The following is a 19,468-nucleotide window of genomic DNA, read 5'->3' as shown; positions in this document are numbered from 1 at the left end:
GAGGATGTCGTTGAAGGGCGGAGGGGACGCGGGGATTAGGCGCCCCCTCCTAAGCGATCAGAATTTCAGGGTGAGGCGGGCGTAATAGTAACCGCCGTTGGTGCCGTAGGGCCCATGGTTGTAGGGTGCGTTGATCGTCGTCGTGCCGTTGATGTAGGGCGACACGCCGTTGGTCGGCAGGGTCGCGAGCGGCACCAGGCCCGGCGTTTCCGGGATCTTGTTGAACAGATTCTGTGCGCCGATCGCGAAGTTCGCCCATTCGGTGACGTCATAGCCGAGTTCGGCGTCGACCAGCGCCGCCGCCTTCACCACCGCCGGGAACAGGTTGCCCGCAATTGGTGCGGAAGCGACCGTGACAGCCGGGTTCACGAGCACCGTGGTCTTGCCGAAGTAAGTACCACGCAGATTGGCGCTGAACGGACCGCTGGTGAAAAGCGCGTTGGCGACGACCTTATAGTCCGGGTTGGACGTTTCGATGATGGCCGCAGCCTGCGGGCCGAACAGCGTGCCCAGCCGGTTCTTGGTAACCTTGGTGTGGTTGTAATTGGCACCCAGGGTCAGGTCGAGCTTGCCGATCGGCACGTCCATCGAGTAGCGAGCAGAGAGTTCGACACCCTTGGTCTCGGTGTTGATACCGTTGGTGAAGGTCTGGATCGCCAGCTGGCCACCGAACAGCACGGTCGGATCGATTGCCTTGCCGCTGGCGGCGATGGCGCCGCTGACCAGATCGAACGGCGTAATGCCGTTGATCAGCGGGGTGAGCACGGGGACAGCTGCTGCGCCTGCGGTCGTCGACTGACGCTGACCGATGATCGTGCCCGACGACACGATGCGGTCGCGGATCTTGATCATATAGGCGTCGAGGCTGAATATCAGGCGCGGGGCGGGCCGAATGACCGTGCCGACCGAGAAGTTGGTCGACTTCTCCGGGCGCAACGCACCGAATCCGGCAGCCGCCGAACCCGGGGAGCTCGGCGCCAGCTGCACCGTCGCAGAGGTCGGGCCGACATTGGTCGCCGAATAGCCCGATTCCGCCAGCGACGGAGCACGGAATCCGGTGCTGACCGTACCGCGCAGCGCGAAGGCCGGGCTGAAATCATAGCGCGCGGTCAGCTTGCCGATGGTGGTGGTGCCGAAGTCGCTATAATCCTCGAAGCGGCCCGCAAGGTCGACGACGAGATCGGTGACGGGCTTCAGGATGAAGTTGCCGTAGATCGCCTTGACGTTGCGGCGGGTCTTGCCGGCATCGGTGATGCCGAAGCCCGGGAAGGACTGGCCGCCCTCGACATAGCGCGATCCTTCGTCGCCGTAGAAGATCGAGTAGCTTTCCCGCCGGTACTCCGCACCGAAGGCGAAGGTCATCGGCTCCGCCATGCCGACCTCGAACTGCTTGTTCACGTCGAGGGTGGCGATGAACTGGTTGAACTGGAAGCCGCCGTCATAGAAATCGCGCGGCGTAAAGCCACGATCCGTCGTGGAGGCCGACGCCAGCGCTGCGCGGGTCGTGTCGGCCCACAGGCTCGCATTGGCCGAGTTGGTCGTGTAAACGTCGGCCCGGTCCTCCGAATAGGAGCCGCCGAGATCCCAGGCCCAGCCCGAGAAGTCGCCCTTGATGCCGCTGGTGAACTGGAACTCGTTCTGCTTCACTTCGATCAGTGGCACCATGCCAGATGCGACCGTCGGCGCAAAGCAGTTGGCCGGGTCGGTCGGCGATGCCGCAGTGCCGGCAACGCAGATGCGGTTCGGCGGACGATAGCCCTGCAGCGCCTTTCCGTGGCGGTAGGAGACGTCGCCGAACGAGTAGATCTGGACATCGCCAAAGTCGTAACCGGCGTTGTAGAAGGCAACGCTAAGCTGCGAATTGGGCTGGCCGCCGTTGACCTCTGCCGTGCCGTTACGCGCGTTTAGCGCGTTATAGATTGGCTGGAAGCGGACATTGGCGCCGGTCAGCGTGACCGTCGAGCCGTCGATATTGCGAACCGTCGTCTGTCCGTCACCGATCGTGGTATAGTCGTTGCGACGATGGAAGAGAGTCAGGTTGAGGAAACCGGACTCACCGATCGGCATGCCGAAATTGCCGCTGGCGCTATAGGTACGGCCCTCGCCGTCATAAAATTCGCCGGCGGTGCTTTCAAACAGCAGGCCATCGGTGCTGTTCTTCGTGATGATGTTGATGACGCCTGCAATAGCGTCGGTACCATATTGCGCGGCGGCGCCGTCCTGCAGGATTTCGATCCGTGAGACTGACCCCGGCGGGATCAGGTCGATGCTCGGAGCCGCCGAACCGCCGAAAGCGCCATTGATCACCTGAACGATCGCATTGTTGTGGCGGCGCTTGCCATTGACCATGACGAGCGTGTGGTTCGGGCTCAGACCGCGCAGGCGGGCGCTGAGCGAGAAGCTCGCCATGTCGGTGCCCTGCGTCTGCGCCGTGAAGGACGGGACGAGCTGGGTCAGCGCCTGGTTGAGGTTGGGCTGACCGACCCTGGCGATCGCCTCCGAGTTGACCAGCTGGATCGGGGTAGCGCTCTCCGCCACCATGCGGCCGGCGGCGCGAGAGCCGGTGACGACGATCTCGCTGGAAGGCTCCTTGTCGGCCGCACCCTCGGCAGCGGCGAGTTGCGTCTCGACTTCCGCATGGGCGGGAGCGCTCATGATGACAGAAGAGAGAGCTGTCGTCGCAAGAATCGCGACAGAAATTTTCCTGGTAGAACGCATCTTTTCATTCCCCCCTGTGGCGGTGCGTCCCTCTCCGGTGCATGTCATTCACTTCGCCTTGTCCCGGCGATTGGTGCAGCGATTATCCGGCTCCGCCTTTCCCCCTTGGATCGGCGGAGCAGATCGAATCGAAGTTCGTAAGCTCTTGTTAAGGGGATAACAGGGCATCGCCCGGCCCATTGCCCATACGCCGTTTTGCGTACGGCCCCGCTGCCTGCCCCGCATATGATCGCCCCAGCAGCGGTGGAGGGGGCTCTTTCCGCAGCGTTCACGGCAATGGAGGACGAATCTTGACTCGCACATGGACGATTGCGGGCGCCTGCATGGCGGCCTGCCTCGCGACGACCTCTCAGGCGCAGATCACGCGGATAAAGAGCAACCCCAATGCCGTGATCCTCGACGCGGCAAAGGTTTCTGCGGGTGCGGAGACGCTCTACATCTCCGGGCAGCTTCCCTCCCCGATCGATCCCGCCAAGTCTATGGCTGAGATCAAGAGCATCGAGGATCTCGGCGACACCAAGACTCAGACGATCAGCGTGCTCACCAAGATCAAGGCGATCCTGGAGTCGCAGGGCTACAGCATGCAGGATCTGGTCAAGCTGAGCCTGTTCGTGGCCCCCGACCCCAAACTCGGCAAGCTCGACTTCATGGGCGCCAACGAAGGCTTCAAGATGTTCTTCGGCACCGCCGAGAATCCGACGACGGTCGCGCGCTCGACCTTCCAGGTCGGCGCGCTGGTCGGCCCCTATTTCCTGATCGAGATCGAGGCGATCGCCGCGAAGAAGGCGAAGTGACAGCAGGCGATCGCGGCGGACGCTCTACTGATCGAGCAGTCTCGTCGCGATCGCGGCAGCCGCCGAACGCATCTCCACGCCCAGCTTCTCGTAGATGCGCTCGAGATGTTTCTGGACGGTGCGCGGGCTGATGTTCAGCACGTCGCTGATGTCGATGCTGGCCTTGCCATAGCTTACCCACAGCAGCACCTCCGCCTCGCGGTGGGTGAGCTGCAGCTGGTCGCGCAGGCGCAGGACATGCTTCTCAGGGTCGAGCTGGTTGATCCGGATCAGCACCTCGTCGCCCCGGTAGCGGGCGATGATCACCAGCTCGAGATTGCCGGCGAACCCCGGCGGGCCGATCTTGACCGACGATCCCGGACTGCCGCGTTCGACCAGCGCCGCGACTTTCTGCCCTATGGCCGGCGGAAGTTCGGTCCCGCGTCGCCATCCGGGCACCAGCCCGCCTATCGCCTGTTCGGCGCCTGGCGTGCACCACAGCAGATTGCCGCGCGTGTCGGTGGCGATCATCAGCCGGCCGGTCGCATCGAGGCTGGCGACGCTGGCCTGCACCGCCCGGCCCTGCGCCATATGTACGCGGACGCGCGCGACCAGCTCGGACAGTTGCACCGGCTTTTTCACATAATCGACGCCGCCGACCTCGAACGCCTCGACGACATGTTCGCTTTCGGTCAGGCCGGTCATGAAGATGACCGGGACGTGATGGAGCTCGGGCCGTTTCTTGATCTGTGCGGTGACCTCGAACCCATCCATTTCGGGCATGACCGCATCCATCAGGATCAGGTCGGGTACGATGTGCTGCAACCGCTCCAGCGCCGCCTTGCCCGAAGTCGCCACCAGCACGGCGAGATCGGCGGCTTCGAGCGCACGGCTGATCGCACGCAGCGAGTCCGGTTCGTCATCGACGATGAGGACCGTATCGCTGTGACCCGGAATATTCACCCGTCATACTCCTCGACAAGTCGCGCCATGCCTTCGAGATCGAACCGGTCCAGCCGGTCGAACAGTTCCAAACTCAGCCGCTCGGCCTGCGGATGTTGATCGGCGAGTTGGCGGATCGCGTCCTCCAACCCACGAAAGTGACCGATCTTGAGCAATTCGCCGATGCGTTGCAGCCGCTCCTCGAGCTCCGCACTCAAGGGAGCTGCCGATCCCCGCGGATTATCCTTGCGCGGCACCGGTTCGACCGCCTCGAACCGCCAGCTGAGCTTGAGCTGGGCCCCGATCGTCTCGATCAGCGCGGTGAAGCTGACCGGCTTGGTCAGGAAATGATCGTGCACCGGGTTTGGAAAGTCGGGCCGGTGCAACTCGTGGGCGTTGGCCGACAGCATGACGATGCGCAGGGCCGACCCGCCGCGCAGGCGCAATTCCGAGGCCGTCGCCCAGCCGGAAATGCCCGGAAGACTGATGTCGAGCAGCACCAGATCGAACTGTTGGTCGAGCGAAAGCGCGACCCCGGACTCGCCGTCGGGCGCACACCAGACGTCGAACCCCAGTCCGCCGAGAAAACCATCGAGAAACTGGCGCTGGTCGGCGTCGTCGTCGACGATCAGGATCGAGCGGCGCGGCCCGTGATAGCCTTCGATCTGCGGCTTCTTGTCGGCGGTCACCTGCCGCGCGATCACCTCGCTCAGCAGCAGCGTGACGCGCAGGCTGGTGCCGGTCGGCCCGCTCTCGACCAGTTCCAGCTGCCCGCCCAATATCTCGACGATCGCGCGCGAGATGGAGAGCCCCAGCCCCGCCCCCGGCTTCGACAGGACATGCTCGGCTCCGCCCCGCGCGAACGGATCGAAGATGGTGGGCTGGTCCTCGGGGCTGATCCCGCGCCCGGTATCGCGTATCTCGAAGGTCGCCACCTGCGCCGCATAATGGAGGCTGAGCGTGACCGATCCCCTGTCGGTATAGGCGATGGCGTTCGACAGAAGGTTGAGGAAGACCTGACGCAAGCGGTTCGGATCCGTCCGCACATGCTCGGGCAGCCGGCCGCGCTTGACATAATGGAGCTGCAGCCCCTTGGCGGCGGCGGACGGCCGCACCATCGAGATCAGCTGGTCGATGAACTTGTCGAGGCGCACCACTTCCGACCGGACGCGCAGCACGCCATGTTCGATCTGCGCAACGTCGAGCAGCCCTTCGACCAGACTGGTCATATGCTCGGCGCAGCGACGGATCACGCGCACCGCCTCCTTGGCGCCGCTGCCGTCATTGCCCTCGATCAGCTGCGCATAGCCATAGATGGCGTTCAGCGGCGAGCGAATCTCATGGCTGACATTGCTGATATAGCGGCTCTTGGTGACATTGGCGGTTTCGGCCGCCTCCTTGGCTCGCCGCAGCAATTGCATCTGCTCGAACTGTTCGGCGATCCGGCGGGACTGGCGATGAAACATCCGGAAGCACGCCCAGGCGGCAGCGCCGATCAGCAACTGCACCAGCGCCAGCAGACTCCAGTAGAGCCAGTCCGCGCCATCGGTGCCGATTTCCAGGACAAGGATGATGCAGTCGAGAACGCAGGCGGCAAGGATCAGCGCCATGCCCTGCAGATAGCGGCGATCCCCGTTGTCCGCCGCCGGATCGCGCACCGCTTCGGAGGCAGCGGCGTCGAGAGCGGAACGGGGCGCCAGCGTAGTCACTGGACAGCTGTTCCCGATAGCCGAGCAAGCCGCCCCGACCGCACGCTCCTGGCTTTGACGCAATGCCCTTGTGTCACGACCAATTCCCGCCCCCTGGAATCGCCCAACCCTGTTCGATCATGCTGCGCAATCTTCTGTTGCAACGCAACAACAATCCTTTGCAGTCGAAGCAATCCAGTGCTTTTGTCTACGCAGAGCATGGCTCGATGAAGCTAGGGCGTTTCCGAACTCATCTTGCGTCGCACAATTCTCCGCCTTTTCAACGCGCTGCAGTGGTGATGGCGGGCGCTTCGAACGGGATGGAAGAAAGTCCCGCCTGATCCGCCGGGAGCGGCTTGGCGCCCGCAGGCAGCCCGTTGGCCTCCAGCAAGAATGCAATCAGCGCGGCGTTCTCCGCCGGCGAGAGCGAACCGGGTGCCGGCTGCGGCATCGCTCGGGATACATAGTCGAACAACGGCCAGATCGGCCGACCGGCCCAGTGCGCGACGAACTTGCCGGTCAGCGCGGGCACCTCATAGCTGCCTTCCAGGCGCGTGCCGTGGCAGACCGCGCAGCGTATCGCATAGGTGCGGGCCCCCGCCTTCGCCTGCTCTGCCGTGTAGGCGCCCTGCCGGACACTGGGTGCGGGCACGGACGATGGACCGGCGGCAATGGCGAGCGAGGTCCACACGACCGCCGCGAGCGCCAGCGCGATGGCGATGCGACCGTTCATGCCAGCCGCTCCGGCCGGGCGGCGGCAAGAACCGGCGCGATGATCGCCAGCCCCTCCTCGATCGCGCTTCGGTTCGGCAGTTCGTTCGAATCGCCGACGCCCAGCATGTCGCCCATTTCGGGATTGTTGTTCATCACCACGACCCCGTCCGCCTTTGAGAGGAGCGAGATATTCTTATAGCGCACGCCATAGTCGACAGCCGGCTGCGGCATGAGCCAGCCAGTCTGCCCGCGCACCGGAATGATCGTATTGTCGCGCCACAGATCGCGCGCGGCATAGCCGGTCGAATGAATGACGACCTTCTGCGGCAGCGTCGCGAACTCCGCCGGACTGGCGAAATCGCGCATGACGAACTGCCCGCCCCGCTCGAAAAATTCGGACAGCAGGCAGTGGGCATAGCTGGCGAAGTTGAAATACATGTTCGACGAGCGCTGGGCATAGGCCACCGGAAAGGGATTTTCCTCCGGAGTCAGATCGGTCCCCGGCGGCACGATGTCGCGGATGCGATCGATATAGTGGCCGAACTCCACATTCTGCCGGGGCAGCCCGCCCGGCTTCCAGCTTTCGGTAATCGCCGGATCGGCCGGCCAGACGCGCCGCTTGATGGGTTCGTCGGACAGCGCGAAACTGTCGCTGAACGCCACCGGATTGCCCGGCAGGCCGAGAAAGGTGCGGAAGGTCTTCCACGACAGGCGCGCCATCTGCTCCCATAGCGGGCCGAAGGCGGCGCCGGCCGGCTCGGCCAGCGCGACGCGCGCATCCGGCGTGAAGGAGCCGCTGGCGCGGAAGGAGCGCGTCTTCTGGATCAGCTCACGGGCATAGATGGTCACTTTCAGGCCGGCGCGCTGGGCGACGATCGCGGTGGTCAGCCCGACGATCCCGCAACCCACCACAGCGATGTCGCGGGGCAAGGCCGTCATCGCCTTGCCGACGGCGATGTCCGCCGATCCCCAGGACAGCGACCAGCCGCTGCCGCCATGACCGTAATTGTGTACGACCAGCGTGTCGCCGACCATCTCGGTGCCCAGATTGGGGCCCGCCGCGCGCAGCGGACGGAGGCAGCATTTGACGTCGACGATCTCGCGCGGGGTCGCCCGAAAGGGGACCAGCGTCCGGGTGCCGTCGAGCCGGGCCAGCTTCGCTGCGGTGGCCAGCCGCTTCGAGCCCACCGGCGCGCAAGCGCTCAAGCCCGCAACGATCCCCGCCGCCCCCGCCTGACGCAAAAGCGCCCTGCGCCCGACCTTGTCCCTGTTCGCTCCGGCCATTTGCTTCCCCCGCAATTCCGGAAAGTTGCGGGTGCCCCGCCGGGGGGCCAATGGCGCATTTTACGTATTGCGACTCTCCGCCAGCCGGTTGGGGGCATCCGGAGAGCGGATAGAACAGAGCCAAGGCGGCCGCTCGGCTTGGCGACGAACCGGGGAAGAAAGAATTAGGGAGGATCGCGCTGGTGGGCCCGGCAGGACTCGAACCCGCAACCTAGCCGTTATGAGCGGCCAGCTCTAACCGTTGAGCTACAGGCCCCGACCAGCGCCGCCCGGCGATAGCGAAGGGCGGCGGCGGCGGCAAGGGTCGTGCGTGCGTCGCACGCCTCGCAACAGAGGGTGGATCAGCGCGCGCCCTGTTCAGCGCGGCCGCCGCGATCGTCGAGCGGGAGGCTGAGATAGAAGCGCGTCGAATCGATCTCGAGCATGCCGCCGCTCGCGATGGCGAGGTTGCGCACGAGGCGGAGCGCGAAGCCGAGGCCGAGCACCGGTGCGTCGGGCCAGTTGCCGCCGGGATTGTAGCCGGGATCGAGCAGCATCTTCTCGTCTCGCCCGTCGAGCGCGCGCGGGCGCAGGACGGTCAGCAGCAAATGGCTCGCGCGGCGCGGGTCGCGCTGCAGATCGACGCTGATCCGTTCGCCCTCCCCCGCCATGGCGATGGTCGCGGCAAGCAGACGGGAGAGCATGCGCTCCACCGTCGCGGCGTCGACGGCGACCGGCGGCAGGGTCGGATCGATGCGGAAGGCGATCCCGCTCGCCCGCTCGGACGCCACCTCTTCGAAACTGCCGTGGAGGCGCGCGAGGATCGCCGACAGGTCGACGGCATCGGCCGCCAAGCCCTGCTCGACCGGCTTGGCCTGGGCGACGAGATCGAGATCTTCGACCGCGCTGAGCAGCTTCTTGCTCTGCTCCAATATCTCCTGTGCGCGGCTGCGATAGGGTGCAGCGGCCGGTCCCCGCACCTGCCCCTCGATCATCTCGGAAAAACCGATGATCGCGTTGAGCGGCGTGCGCAGCTCGTGGACCAGATGGCGCAGCGAATCCTGCACGGCGGGCTCTTCCGTCGCCGGCCGGGGCGTCGAGAGGCTGGCGGCATTCTCGTCGGCGCGGGGGCGGCGGGCGGTTCCCCGATAGCCGCTGAAACGGCCGTCCTTGGGATCGAAAAAGGGCACCGCCGAGATGCGCCACTCGCCCGAGGCCGGCCCATGCCCGGCTATTGTCAGGCGCGCGTCGCGGAAGGGCGTGCGGCTGCGATAGGCGCCGGCCGCATGGCCATCGACGCCATGGTCGGTCTGATGTGCCGCGACCGCGATCGTCTCGCCGATCACCGGGCCGCGCGGAACGCCTTGCACCCAGCAGATCACGCCATCGACGCCGGTCTCGAACCGGAAATTCTCGGCATGCGGCGGCACGTCGGCGGCGTCCTCCGACGCCTCGGCCGCCGCCTCCCCCGCCACATCCCCCGGACCCGGAGCGGGATAGCGGGTGCGGAAGGTTTCGATACGGGAGAGAAGCTCCCTGATCTGGCTGTCGCCCGGCGCCGAGGGAGGCTCTGGCAGATCGGGGATCGCTGCCGTGACAACGGGTTCCGCATCGCCCTCGACATCATAATGAGCAAGCGGTGGCGATGCCTGGGGAGCGAAGGATGCTGCGAAGGGCATGTCGGCCGGCGTCGATGCGGCGACAGCGGGCGCCACCATTTCGGCCGACGCCTTGAGCGCATCGATCGGCGCGGCAAGCGGCGCCAGGGCGGAGGGAGAGGCTTCGACGGGCCCCTGGATCAGGAAATCGGTGGAGCCGAAGCCTTCGAGCGCCTGCTCGACCGCACGCCCGAGGTCGCGGCGATTGCGCAGCAGGTTGCGCGCGCTGGGCGACAGGCGAGGCAGGAGGTCGAGCCATTGCTGCGACGACAGCAGAACATGGCCCAGCATCGGCGCCGCGATGTGCGGCAGATCCTCGGCGAACAGCAGGACGAGTTCGGGCGGAACGCGACGCCCGGCAAGCCCCCGTCCGGCGGCAAGGCGCAGATCGGCGGGAATTTCCGGCCGGGTGGCGCGCAGGAAATTATAGGCGTCGACCGCGCGCGGGGCATCGACAAGCGGATCGTCGACCCGATGGCCCCGCCCCTGCGCCAGCACGTCCACGACCTGCCGCCACAAAAATATGCGCGCGTCGACCGTGGGCGTCGGCTGTGCCAGCAAGGTGGCCAACATATCGTCAAACCGCAAAGGCCCGCCTCCGATCGGTGCCGAACGAATGAACCGAACCGGTCCCCCTTCGCTTCATAGTAGAACGCAACCGCCCGCCGCGCAAAGGGGCTTTGGTCGGCATCGCAGCCTTCTATTTTTATTGCAGGAGACCGTAACTTTATTCTAAGGAATGGGGTAATCGTTGAAAGGTTACTCCATGTCGGCACCCTCGCTTGATGCTATCGATCGAACCATCCTCCATGAGCTGCAGGAGGACGGCCGGATGACCAATGTCGATCTGGCGCGCAAGGCCGGTCTGACCGCACCGCCCTGCCTCCGCCGCGTCCGTGCGCTCGAGGAAGCGGGCGTCATCGAGAGCTATCATGCCCGGCTCAACGCAGCCGCGCTCGGCTATGGCATCACCGTGTTCGCGCTGGTTTCGCTGCGCAGCCAGGCAGAGGAGGATCTGCGCCAGTTCGAAAGCCATGTCGCCGCCCTGCCGGAGGTGCGCGAATGCCACATGCTGAACGGCGAGATCGACTTCATCCTGAAGATCGTCGCCCACGACCTTCAGGCCTTCCAGCAGTTCCTGACCTCGCAGCTGACGACCGCGCCCAATGTCGCGAGCGTGAAGACCTCACTCACCATCCGCACGTCGAAGGACGTGCCGGGGATTCCCGTCGACGGCGCCTGATACCGCCTTCGAGCGATGAAGCCATGAAAAAGCCCCGGCCGGATCGCTCCGACCGGGGCTTTTCTCATTGGTTTGTCGATCAGGACGCGGCGGGGTGGTCGACCCACACCTTCGCATATTGCGACAGAATGCCGTAATTGCCGGCAGTGCCAGCGGCGTCGAAGGCCGCCTTGGCGCCTTCCTTGTCGCCGGCCTGGGCCAGAGCAAGACCGAGACGGTAGTTCGCCTGCGCGGCGTCCGCGCCCGGCTTGGTCAGCGCGATCTTGTAGATGTCCGCCGCCTTGGCGAAATCCTTGTAGCCGTAGAGCAGATCGGCGGTGGTCATCGCCGACTTGAAGGTCGCCTTCGGGCCGTTCGCAGCAGTGACCGCCGCCGGGATCGAGGCCTTGTCCGGGCCGAGCTTCGGCTGCGACAGGGCGATGATCTCGCGGGTGTTCTGGCTCGTCGCCGGGTTCAGCTTACCTGCCTTGATGCCTTCGTTGAGGACGTCGACGGCTTCGTTCGGGAAGCGCAGATAGACGGCGAGCGCATAGTCGACATAGTTGGACTGCGCCGACAGCGGCAGGGCGTCGACCGCACGGGCCAGGCGCAGCAGGTCGAGATCATTCTCACCCGAGAGGCCCGCCATCTGGCGATAGATGAACAGCGAATCATGCCAGTTCTGCTTGACCGGATAGGCGGTCAGCCAGGAGGTCGTAATCTTCACGAACTCGCCCGGCAGCTTGGCGCGCGAAGCGATGTCGGCGCCACGGCCATACCAGTCGGTCGGGACGGGCTGGCCGGCGGCGGCCTTGGTCTGGATGATCTTCTGCAGCGTAGTGAGCGCCTCGGCGGGCTTGCCGTTGCGGTTCTGAACGTCGGCGAGGACCGCATAAGCGTCGGCCTCGGTCGAACCCGCCGCGATCGCCTTGGTCAGCGCTGCTTCGGCCTTCGCATAATTCTTGGCCTGATAAGCGAACTGGCCCTGGAACCAGTAGAATTTGGCGCGCTGGTCGTCGGGCAGCTTGCCGGCCGCCTCGCCCGTCGTGATCATTTCGTCGAGCGCAGCCGACAACTTGGCCTGATCCCCGCTCGCCTGGGCAGCATTGAGGCCATATTGCGCGACGACGAACTGCTCGTCGGGGGTCTTCGCGGCCTGCCTCGCCTGCGCAAGAGCGGCTTCGGCGGCGGGAATATTCTTCGCCTTGGTCGCGGCGTCGGCTTCCGCCAGCGGCTTGCGGACTGCGTCGCCGATCTTGAGCTGCGGGGTCGCAGCCTCTTCCTTCTTCTTGGCGAAGGCAGGGGCACCCGGCGCAACGGCGGTAAGCGCGAAGCCAAGCGCCGCAACAAGCGCATAGCGGGACGTGGATCTCATTCTTCAGGCCTCCTGATCGACGGCCGAAAGGGACGGCCGACGGTAAAACACGCCGGTTGACTAATCGCTCCCTCGCCCGCGCACAAGCGCGGCCGAAATGAACCGGCTTAACTCGTCGCTCTATGATAACCGTTCGCTGAATGCATATTGAACCGGCGAGGTTGATCCGCGCCCTCTGCACGGTTAGGGCTCGACCATGCTCCTGCTGCTTTCGCCCGCCAAATCCCTCGATTATTCCACCCCGCTGCCGGACGTCGCGCCGACCATGCCGCGCTTCGCGGACGAGGCGCTCGCCACCGCCGAGGCGGCGTCGCGGCTTGGTCCGAAGAAGCTCGCGAAGCTGATGAGCATTTCGGACAAGCTCGCGCAGCTCAACGCCGATCGCTATGCAGACTTCGCCGGACAGGAAGAGCGCCCTGCCCTCTTCGCCTTTTCGGGCGACGTCTATGTCGGGCTGGAAGCGCGAACCCTCGACGCGCCGGCGATCCGCTATGCGCAGGATCATGTGCGCATCCTGTCGGGGTTGTACGGGCTGCTGAAACCGCTCGACCAGATCCGTCCCTATCGGCTGGAAATGGGCACGCGCTGGGCGCCCGGACGGACGCGGAACCTCTATGCGATGTGGGGCAGCAAGGTGTCGGATGCGCTCGCCGCCGATCTGCTGGCCGAAGGGTCGGACACGATCATAAATTGCGCCAGCAAGGAATATTGGCACGTCGTCGAACAGGCCCCACCCAAGGGCGTCAGGATCGTGACGATCGACTTCCGCGAAAATGGTCCGAAGGGGCTCGTCTTCAACAGCTTCGGCGCCAAGCGCGCACGCGGGATGATGGCGCGCTGGATGTGCGAGCATCACATCGGCAAGCCGGAAGATCTGAAGGGTTTCGACAGCGACGGCTATGCCTTCGTCGCGGCGGACTCGGACGAGCATGTCTGGCGGTTCGTCAGACAGCGCTGAGCCTGCGGCCCGCCTCCCGGCAGGAACATCCCCTCTCTCCACCCGTTGATTGCGGGTAGCTAAGTGGAGAGATCATCATGAACACGCATGTGCGCCCCGACGGCAACGATCAGGAAGCCGTGCATCTCAGCACCGAGGAGGCGCGGGCCGGCGCGACCCCACATGTGACCCGCAATGTCCTCGGCTGGGGCCTCGGGCTGGTGATCATCGCCTTAGCGATGGTGCTGGCCGTCTATATGCTGGCGAGCTGATTCCGCCTTGTCATGCCGTCCGCCCGACCATGTAGCGGTGTGGTCCGGGCGCATTGCACTAGCCATGAGGCACATCGTCCGTTAGGAGCATCTGACGCCCCGTTCCGGGGTGTTTTGGCGCTTCAAACAGACGGACCGTAAGACTTGGCCAGCGTACCGCCGCCCATCGAAAACAGCGATATTTCTCCGATCTCGATCGTCGACGAGATGAAGTCGAGCTATCTCGACTATGCGATGTCGGTGATCGTGTCGCGCGCCCTTCCGGATGTGCGCGACGGCTTGAAGCCGGTCCACCGCCGCATCCTGTACGCGTGCCAGGAAGGCGGCTTCGTCGCGGGCCGTCCCTATCGCAAGTCAGCGAAGATCGTCGGCGACGTGATGGGCAATTATCACCCGCACGGCGACTCCTCGATCTATGACGCCCTCGCCCGCCTGGCCCAGGACTGGGCGATGCGCGTCCCGCTGATCGACGGCCAGGGCAATTTCGGCTCGATGGATCCCGATCCGCCCGCGTCGATGCGCTACACCGAGGCGCGGCTTGCCAAGGTGACGATGACCCTGCTCGAGGATCTCGAGAAGGACACGGTCAACTTCACCCCCAATTATGACGGCTCGCGTTCGGAGCCGCAGGTTCTGCCCGCGCGCTTCCCGAACCTGCTCGTCAACGGCGCCGGCGGCATCGCAGTCGGCATGGCGACCAACATCCCGCCCCATAATCTGGGCGAGGTGATCGCCGCCTGCAAAGCCTATGTCGAGAATCCGGCGATCAGCATCGACGAGCTGATGGCGATCGTGCCCGCGCCAGACTTCCCGACCGGTGCGATGATCCTCGGCCAGTCGGGCGCGCGCCAGGCCTATCATACGGGCCGCGGCTCGATCATCATGCGCTCGCGCCATGTCGTCGAGGAAGGCCGCAACGACCGCCGCTCGATCGTGCTGACCGAGATTCCCTATCAGGTCGGCAAGTCCGGTCTGGTCGAGAAGATCGCCGAAGCCGCCAAGGACAAGCGGATCGAGGGCGTCTCCGACATCCGCGACGAATCCAACCGCCACGGCGTCCGCATCGTGCTCGAACTGAAGCGCGATGCGACCCCCGACGTGGTGCTGAACCAGCTGTGGCGCCACACGCCGGCGCAGACCAGCTTCCCGGCCAACATGCTCGCCATCCGTGGCGGACGCCCCGAGACGCTCAACCTTCGCGACATCATCGAATCCTTCGTGAAGTTCCGCGAGGAGGTGATCACCCGACGGTCCAAGTTCGAACTGAACAAGGCCCGCGAGCGCGCCCATATCCTGCTCGGGCTGGTGATCGCTGTCACCAATCTTGACGAGGTCGTGCGGATCATCCGCGGTTCGGCCAGCCCGGCCGAGGCCCGCGCCTCGCTGCTCGCGCGCGAATGGCCGCGCAACGAGATCGAATCCTACATCAAGCTGGTCGAGGCGGTCGACACGATCGGCGACGCGCCCACCTATCAGCTTTCCGAGACGCAGGTCCGCGCGATCCTCGACCTGCGCCTGCACCGCCTGACCGCACTCGGTCGCGACGAGATCGGCGGCGAGCTGGCCGAGCTGGCGGCGTCGATCGCCGAATTGCTCGAAATCCTCGGCAACCGCGTCCGCCTCTATCAGGTGATGGTCGAGGAGTTCGACGCGGTTCTGGTCGAGTTCGCGACGCCGCGCCGTACCTTGATCGCGCCTGCCGGCGACGACATCGACGACGAGGACCTGATCGAGCGCGAGGACATGGTCGTCACCGTGACCCATGGCGGCTATATCAAGCGCACCCCGCTCGAAGCCTTCCGCGCGCAGCGTCGCGGCGGCAAGGGCCGCTCGGGCATGGCGACCAAGGAAGAGGATGCCGTCACCGAGCTGTTCGTGACCAGCACGCACACGCCGGTGCTGTTCTTCTCCAACCACGGCAAGGTCTATCGCAAGAAGGTGTGGCGCCTGCCCGAAGGCGCGCCGCAGGCGCGCGGGCGGCCGATGATCAACCTGCTGCCGCTGGCCGATGGCGAGAAGATCACCACCGTGCTGCCGCTGCCCGAGGATGAGGAAAGCTGGGGCTCGCTTCACGTCGTCTTCGCGACCGCGCATGGCAATGTCCGCCGCAACTCGATGGACGCCTTCGCCAATGTGCCGACCAACGGCAAGTTCGCGATGCGCTTCGACGAGGATGCGACCGATCGCCTGATCGGTGTCGCGCTGCTGACCCAGAGCGACGACGTCCTGCTGGCGACCCGCGCGGGCAAGGCGATCCGCTTCGCCTCCACCGACATCCGCGAGTTCCAGAGCCGCACCTCGACCGGCGTGCGCGGCATCCTGCTCAAGGATGGCGACGAGGTGATCTCGCTGTCGATCCTCAAGGGCTTCGAGGCGTCGACCGAGGAGCGCGAAGCCTATCTGCGCGCCGCCCCCTGGAAGGACAATGGGGCCGAGCCGACCCTGTCCCCCGAGCGCATGGCCGAGTTCGAGGCGGCCGAGGAGTTCATCCTCACCGTGTGCGCCAATGGCTATGGCAAGCGCAGCTCAGCCTATGAATATCGCCGGACCGGCCGTGGCGGCCAGGGCATCGGCAATATCGACAATCTGGAGCGCAACGGCCCGGTGGTCGCCAGCTTCCCGGCGCATAATGGCGAGCAGCTGATGCTCGTCACCGACCAGGCCAAGCTGATCCGCCTGTCGGTCGGCGACACCCGCGTGATCGGCCGCAATTCGGCCGGCGTCCGCCTGTTCAACGTGTCCGACAACGAGCATGTCGTCGGCGCCGCGCGGATCGAGGAAAGCGAAGAGGATGCCGAGGTCGATCTGGGCGACGGCGAGCAGACAATCGCCCCCGACGATGGCGCGGTGATCGGCGAAGATCTCGCCGACGGCGCCGGGGATGGCGACGGCGACGCGTGAGGTTCCGGGGGTGGCATCACGCCGCCCCCGCACCGTCAGCGGGCCAACAGACCCGCGCCATCGCGCTTTCCGTCAGTAGTTGCGGAAGATCTTGCGCACCAGCTGCCCGCGCCAGGGGCGGCCATGATAGTTGAAGAAAAACCAGCCATAGACGGTCGTGAAGAACAGCACGAGCGGCGCCAGCGGGTCGCGGTTCGCCCGCATGTGCCGATAGAGCGCCAGATCGGCCGCGCGCCGGTCGCGCTCGGTCCCCCCGCCATATATGCCATAGGCATTGTCGTGCGCCCGGCACCCCGCGTTGCGATTATGCTTGGTGCCGTCCATGAAAAGGCAATAGTGACGTTCCTGGTCGGCCATGAGGATCGAGTAAGCGGTGGCTATGCCGGGGTTCAAGCGTAAAATATTCTATCTCAGCGGTTTCGATCCCAGGGGTGCCCGCTTCTACCACCAGCTCTATGCCGAGCAGGCGGCTCTCTACGCGCGCACCAGCGGTCACGACATCGCGGTCGGCAAGCGCCGCCGGCTGCCGCCCCATTCGGTCGGCTGGACGGTCGAGGATCGCAGCGACGATGCTGTCACCGAACATGAGTTCCTCGGCTGGGACGATGTGATCCGCGCCCATTGGGTGAAGAACCCGATCGGGCTGCTGCGCCATTCGGTCCGCGCCTATTGGAATTTCACCCGCCTGCTCGACTGGCCGATCGTGCGCAAATTCCCCTGGGGCGTGCGCTTCGCCTTCTATTATCCGGGCGTCTCGACGATCCTCCTGCCCGTGCTGTTCGGGCTGCTGCTCGCACTGCCGGCGGCGATCCTCCTCGGGCCCCTCCGGGGTGGGCTCGCTGCCGCGCTGGTCGGCCTTGCCGTCGCGATGTTCGTGGTGCGCAAGATCCAGGGCTTCTGGCTGCTGCGCTTCATCATCTTCAACGACACGCTCGCGGGCGACCGCCTGCCGGGCGACGTCGACGATCGCATGGCCGCCTTCGCCGACCGCATCCGCGCGAGCCTGTCGGAGGACTGGGACGAGATATTGTTCGTCACCCACAGCAACGGCTCGATCATGGCGGTGCCGATCATGGCGCGCATCCTGGCGGCCGAGGGATGCGCCCTGCCCGACCGGTTCAGCCTCGTCACCCTCGGCTCCTGCATCGCGCTGATCGGCAACCGCAAGGACAGCCACCGCTTTCACGCGCAGCTGGAGGCGGTCGGCCAGGGCGACTTCCACTGGCTCGATATCGGATCGATCACCGACGGCGCCTGCATCGCGGGCATCGATCCCTGCATCAGTTGCCAGCAGCCCCGCCGCGCCCGGCTGTTCCAGACCAGCCCGCGCTGGTTCAAATATTGCGACCCGGCCACCTATAAGGCGCGCCGCCGCAACAAGTACGAGACGCATTTCGACTATCTGCGGACCTTCGACCGACTCTCCCCGCTCGACTATATCGGGATAAGCTCGGGCGCCCGCCCCCTCGCCGCGTCGATCGAGGCGTTCAAGGCCGACAATCATGGCTGATCCCCAGGCCGAGGACTGCGGCTTCATCCCGCCCTACCCCGTGCCGCACCGGGGCAAGGCATCGCTGGTCAAGCGCTTCTTGACCGGTTGGAACAGCTGGATCCACACGCTGTTCGAGCGCAGCTACACGATGCAGATGGGCGAGATCCGCCTGCCCCGCCTCGACTTCTACATCGCCAACGACCTGTCGGTGGTCGACCGGGTGATGGACGACAAGGAAAAGGCGTTCCCCAAGCACCGCTTCCTCAACGACCTGCTCGATCCGCTGATCGGCAACAGCGTCTTCTCCGCCAATGGGCAGGACTGGGAAGAGCAGCGGACGATGGTCAACCCCGCCTTCGCCCACACCAACCTGAAGCGCGTCTTCCCGGCGATGCAGGCGGCGGTCGACGATCTGCTCGCGACGATCGCGGCGATGGACCGCAGCCGCCCGATCGAGGTCGACCCGCTGATGACGCATGTCGCGGCGGACATCATCTATCGCACGATCTTCTCGGTGAAGCTCGACGCCGACAGCGCAGAGCATATCTACCACGCCTTCCACCGCTATCAGAAGAACGTCCAGCCGGCGGCGATGCTCAAGCTCTACGGCCTGCCGCTGCTCGGTTACCGCAAGCGCGCCGAAAAGGCCGCCCAGGCGATCCACGGCGTGTTCGGCCCGATCGTGCGGACCCGCTACGATGCTTGGCACGCGGGCACCGGCGAGGCGCAGGACGACATCCTCCAGTCGCTGCTCGAAGCGCGCCATCCGCGCACCGGCCAGCCCTTCACCTATGTCGAGCTGATGGAGCAGATCTCGACGATCTTCCTGGCGGGACACGAGACCGCCGCCTCGGCGATGAGCTGGGCGCTCTACCTCCTCGCCGAATGCCCCCATGCGCAGGACGCGCTGGTGGCGGAGATCGAGCGCGAGACGGCGGGCGCGCCGATCAGCTTCGAATCGCTGCGCGGCATGACGGCGGTGCGCAACCTGTTCAAGGAAACGCTGCGCCTCTACCCGCCGGTCAGCTTCTTCGTGCGCGAAGTGACCGCAGACCTGACGCTGCGCGACAAATGGCTGAAGAAGGGCGCGATGCTGGTCATCTCGCCCTGGCTGATCCAGCGCAACCGCAACAACTGGAAATGCCCCCACGCCTTCGCGCCCGAACGGTTCGACGACCCCGACCAGGCCGAAGCCAGCCGCCGCGCCTATATGCCCTTCGGCAAAGGCCCCCGCATCTGCATCGGCGCGGGCTTCGCCCAGCAGGAAGGCATGCTGATCATCGCCAGCATCGTCCGCGCGTTCCGGCTACGCTACCCCGAGCACATCGCGCGGCCCGAACCGGTGAGCCGGCTGACGCTGCGGCCGAAAGAAGCGGTGCAGTTGTTTTTTGGGGAGCGTGCGTCGAGGGCGTAAGCGCGGAGACGCGTTTACTGGGGCCTTTCAGAAGCAACCCAGAGGCCAACAATTGCGCGGAGCACTTGTACGTCGGCTTCGCGCCCTAACCCAGGCCAT

The 19,468-nt window shown here is 65.4% G+C and carries 15 protein-coding genes and 1 tRNA gene; 7 read left to right on the top strand and 9 right to left on the bottom strand.

The genetic code is table 11. The features are described from left to right. Nucleotides 1–57: 57 nt before the first annotated feature. Entirely contained in the window at nt 58–2,655 is a 2,598-nt protein-coding gene (locus ACNI3R_RS08585) for a TonB-dependent receptor plug domain-containing protein (protein ID WP_426182009.1), read from the bottom strand. A gap of 353 nt (nt 2,656–3,008) precedes the next feature. Here ACNI3R_RS08585 and ACNI3R_RS08580 point away from each other — a divergent pair, with 353 nt between their 5' ends. Next, nucleotides 3,009–3,512, top strand: coding sequence for a Rid family hydrolase (locus ACNI3R_RS08580; RefSeq protein ID WP_426182007.1), 504 nt, complete (start codon nt 3,009–3,011; stop codon nt 3,510–3,512). Nucleotides 3,513–3,536: 24 nt separating this feature from the next. On the opposite strand, the gene ACNI3R_RS08575 is transcribed toward ACNI3R_RS08580, so the two are convergent. The 6 genes from ACNI3R_RS08575 to ACNI3R_RS08550 form a co-directional block, all read right to left on the bottom strand. Continuing rightward, complete coding sequence (locus ACNI3R_RS08575) at nt 3,537–4,454, bottom strand: response regulator (RefSeq protein WP_426182004.1); 918 nt, start codon at nt 4,452–4,454, stop codon at nt 3,537–3,539. Further along, the gene (locus ACNI3R_RS08570) at nt 4,451–6,142 is read right to left on the bottom strand and encodes an ATP-binding response regulator (RefSeq protein ID WP_426182002.1); all 1,692 of its coding nucleotides are present in this window, start codon (nt 6,140–6,142) and stop codon (nt 4,451–4,453) included. The genes ACNI3R_RS08575 and ACNI3R_RS08570 overlap by 4 nt, the downstream gene beginning before the upstream one ends. 259 nt (nt 6,143–6,401) lie before the next feature. After that, nucleotides 6,402–6,854, bottom strand: a complete 453-nt coding sequence (locus tag ACNI3R_RS08565) for a c-type cytochrome (RefSeq protein WP_426181999.1) — start codon at nt 6,852–6,854, stop codon at nt 6,402–6,404. Beyond that, nucleotides 6,851–8,119 (bottom strand): FAD-dependent oxidoreductase, encoded by a 1,269-nt coding sequence (locus ACNI3R_RS08560; RefSeq protein ID WP_426181996.1) that lies wholly within the window; start codon nt 8,117–8,119, stop codon nt 6,851–6,853. Before ACNI3R_RS08560 ends, ACNI3R_RS08565 begins: the two co-directional genes overlap by 4 nt. A gap of 180 nt (nt 8,120–8,299) precedes the next feature. Further along, a tRNA-Ile gene (locus tag ACNI3R_RS08555) sits at nt 8,300–8,375 on the bottom strand. Between the two features lie 85 nt (nt 8,376–8,460). After that, a complete protein-coding gene (locus tag ACNI3R_RS08550; protein ID WP_426181993.1) occupies nt 8,461–10,329 on the bottom strand; it encodes a sensor histidine kinase in 1,869 nt (622 codons plus the stop codon). A 193-nt stretch (nt 10,330–10,522) separates the two neighbouring features. Between ACNI3R_RS08550 and ACNI3R_RS08545 the strand changes: the two genes are divergently transcribed. After that, on the top strand, nt 10,523–10,999 hold the full coding sequence (locus ACNI3R_RS08545; RefSeq protein ID WP_426181991.1) for an Lrp/AsnC family transcriptional regulator: 477 nt from the start codon (nt 10,523–10,525) through the stop codon (nt 10,997–10,999). A gap of 79 nt (nt 11,000–11,078) precedes the next feature. On the opposite strand, the gene ACNI3R_RS08540 is transcribed toward ACNI3R_RS08545, so the two are convergent. Next, nucleotides 11,079–12,353, bottom strand: coding sequence for a tetratricopeptide repeat protein (locus tag ACNI3R_RS08540; RefSeq protein ID WP_426181988.1), 1,275 nt, complete (start codon nt 12,351–12,353; stop codon nt 11,079–11,081). Nucleotides 12,354–12,549: 196 nt separating this feature from the next. Between ACNI3R_RS08540 and yaaA the strand changes: the two genes are divergently transcribed. The 3 genes from yaaA (at nt 12,550) to gyrA (ending at nt 16,463) form a co-directional block, all read left to right on the top strand. Next, nucleotides 12,550–13,311, top strand: a complete 762-nt coding sequence (gene yaaA, locus ACNI3R_RS08535) for a peroxide stress protein YaaA (protein ID WP_426181986.1) — start codon at nt 12,550–12,552, stop codon at nt 13,309–13,311. Between the two features lie 77 nt (nt 13,312–13,388). Continuing rightward, a complete protein-coding gene (locus ACNI3R_RS08530) occupies nt 13,389–13,562 on the top strand; it encodes a hypothetical protein (RefSeq protein WP_426181984.1) in 174 nt (57 codons plus the stop codon). Nucleotides 13,563–13,706: 144 nt separating this feature from the next. Then, nucleotides 13,707–16,463, top strand: a complete 2,757-nt coding sequence (gene gyrA / locus ACNI3R_RS08525) for a DNA gyrase subunit A (protein WP_426181982.1) — start codon at nt 13,707–13,709, stop codon at nt 16,461–16,463. A 72-nt stretch (nt 16,464–16,535) separates the two neighbouring features. Here gyrA and ACNI3R_RS08520 read toward each other — a convergent pair whose 3' ends face one another. Beyond that, complete coding sequence (locus tag ACNI3R_RS08520; protein ID WP_426181979.1) at nt 16,536–16,856, bottom strand: hypothetical protein; 321 nt, start codon at nt 16,854–16,856, stop codon at nt 16,536–16,538. Here ACNI3R_RS08520 and ACNI3R_RS08515 point away from each other — a divergent pair. Together ACNI3R_RS08515 and ACNI3R_RS08510 are read left to right on the top strand one after the other, a co-directional pair. Beyond that, nucleotides 16,843–17,973, top strand: coding sequence for a hypothetical protein (locus ACNI3R_RS08515; RefSeq protein WP_426181977.1), 1,131 nt, complete (start codon nt 16,843–16,845; stop codon nt 17,971–17,973). The two genes, ACNI3R_RS08520 and ACNI3R_RS08515, sit on opposite strands and share 14 nt — an antisense overlap. After that, the gene (locus ACNI3R_RS08510; RefSeq protein ID WP_426181974.1) at nt 17,966–19,369 is read left to right on the top strand and encodes a cytochrome P450; all 1,404 of its coding nucleotides are present in this window, start codon (nt 17,966–17,968) and stop codon (nt 19,367–19,369) included. The genes ACNI3R_RS08515 and ACNI3R_RS08510 overlap by 8 nt, the downstream gene beginning before the upstream one ends. Nucleotides 19,370–19,468 lie beyond the last annotated feature (99 nt).

The sequence above is a fragment of the Rhizorhabdus antheiae genome (genome assembly GCF_049889055.1).
Taxonomy (GTDB): Bacteria; Pseudomonadota; Alphaproteobacteria; order Sphingomonadales; family Sphingomonadaceae; genus Rhizorhabdus.
Note: the sequence above shows the minus strand (reverse complement) of the source record. Positions and strands in the feature narration are given on the sequence as shown.

Bases quoted from the DNA above. Each gene is read 5' to 3' on its own strand.
- ACNI3R_RS08585 (WP_426182009.1), bottom strand. From the start codon at position 2,655: ATGAGCGCTCCCGCCCATGCGGAAGTCGAGACGCAACTCGCCGCTGCC.
- ACNI3R_RS08565 (WP_426181999.1), bottom strand. From the start codon at position 6,854: ATGAACGGTCGCATCGCCATCGCGCTGGCGCTCGCGGCGGTCGTGTGG.
- ACNI3R_RS08560 (WP_426181996.1), bottom strand. From the start codon at position 8,119: ATGGCCGGAGCGAACAGGGACAAGGTCGGGCGCAGGGCGCTTTTGCGT.
- ACNI3R_RS08550 (WP_426181993.1), bottom strand. From the start codon at position 10,329: ATGTTGGCCACCTTGCTGGCACAGCCGACGCCCACGGTCGACGCGCGC.
- ACNI3R_RS08545 (WP_426181991.1), top strand. From the start codon at position 10,523: ATGTCGGCACCCTCGCTTGATGCTATCGATCGAACCATCCTCCATGAG.
- ACNI3R_RS08540 (WP_426181988.1), bottom strand. From the start codon at position 12,353: ATGAGATCCACGTCCCGCTATGCGCTTGTTGCGGCGCTTGGCTTCGCG.
- yaaA (WP_426181986.1), top strand. From the start codon at position 12,550: ATGCTCCTGCTGCTTTCGCCCGCCAAATCCCTCGATTATTCCACCCCG.
- ACNI3R_RS08530 (WP_426181984.1), top strand. From the start codon at position 13,389: ATGAACACGCATGTGCGCCCCGACGGCAACGATCAGGAAGCCGTGCAT.
- ACNI3R_RS08515 (WP_426181977.1), top strand. From the start codon at position 16,843: ATGCCGGGGTTCAAGCGTAAAATATTCTATCTCAGCGGTTTCGATCCC.
- ACNI3R_RS08510 (WP_426181974.1), top strand. From the start codon at position 17,966: ATGGCTGATCCCCAGGCCGAGGACTGCGGCTTCATCCCGCCCTACCCC.